General features: G+C 66.9%; 1 protein-coding gene. It reads right to left on the bottom strand.

Annotated elements, in window-relative coordinates; all coding sequences use genetic code 11:
* Positions 1-1,288, bottom strand: a 1,288-nt coding sequence (gene pgi / locus KH616_RS25090) for a glucose-6-phosphate isomerase (RefSeq protein ID WP_292255259.1), incomplete at both ends; no start/stop codon positions are given.

Genomic DNA, 1,288 nt, shown 5'->3' with positions numbered 1-1,288 from the left:
ACGCCCCACTGGTCGAACGGGTTGATGTCCCATACCGTCGCCTGCACCAGCACCTTGTGCTCGTAAAGCGCGATCAGCGCGCCGAGCGAGCGGGCCGTGAGGCTGTCGAGGAGCAGCGTCGTGCTCGGGCGGTTGCCGGGGAAGGTCAGATGCGGCGCGAGCGCTTCGTTGCCCGGGCCGGCAATCTTGCGCGCTTCGTCGAGCGTGCGGCCGAGCATCAGCGCCTCGCTCTGCGCGAAGCAGTTCGCGAGCAGCTTCGGATGATGGCTCGCGAACGCATGCTCGGGCGTGAGCACCGCGATGAAGTCGACCGGTACGATCGTTGGCCCCTGATGCAGCATCTGGAAGAACGCGTGCTGGCCGTTGGTGCCCGGCTCGCCCCACGTGACGGCCGACGTCGGGTAATCGACGCACGCGCCGTCGAGGCGTGCGGACTTGCCGTTGCTTTCCATCTCGAGTTGCTGGAGGTACGCGGGCAGGAAGTGCAGCGCTTCCGAATACGGCGCGACGAGATAGCTCTGTGTGCCGAAGAAATTGCGATACCAGATGCCGATCATGCCGAGCAGCACCGGCAGGTTGCGCTCGAGCGGCGCTTCGCGGAAGTGGCGATCCATGTCGTCGGCGCCGGCGAGCAACGCATCGAACTGCTCCGGCCCGATCGCGACCATGATCGACAGGCCGACCGCCGACCACAGCGAATAGCGGCCGCCGACCCAATCCCACATCTGGAAGACGTTGTGCTCGTCGATGCCGAACCTGACGACTTCGGCCGGGTTCGCGGACACGCCGACGAAATGCTTCGACAGCGCGCTTTCCGGGCAGCCGTTCGCGATGAACCAGTCGCGCAGCGAGCGCGCGTTCGTCATCGTCTCGAGTGTCGTGAAGGTCTTCGATACGACGATCGCGAGCGTTTCCTCGGGGTCGGCCTGTTCGAGCACGCGCGCGAGATCCGCGCCGTCCACGTTCGATACGAAGTCACTCGTGATCTCGGGCGTCGCGAGGTGGTGCAGCGCGTGCACGACCATCTTCGGGCCGAGGTCGGAACCGCCGATGCCGATGTTGATCACATGGCGGATGCGCTTGCCGGTATGGCCCGTCCATGCGCCGCTGCGCACGGCGCGGGCGAACGCCGCCATCTTTGCGCGCTCGGCGCTCACTTGTGCGTGGAACGGCGCGTGCGGGTCGGTCGAGCGCAATGCGGTGTGCAGCGCTGCGCGGCCCTCGGTCGGGTTGACGATCTTGCCGGCGAACATCGCATCGCGGCGCGCTTCGACGCCGGCCTCGCGCG

The organism is Burkholderia sp. (genome assembly GCF_018375725.1).
In the GTDB taxonomy this organism is placed as follows: domain Bacteria; phylum Pseudomonadota; class Gammaproteobacteria; order Burkholderiales; family Burkholderiaceae; genus Burkholderia.
This window is presented reverse-complemented; position numbering and strand designations above follow the sequence as displayed.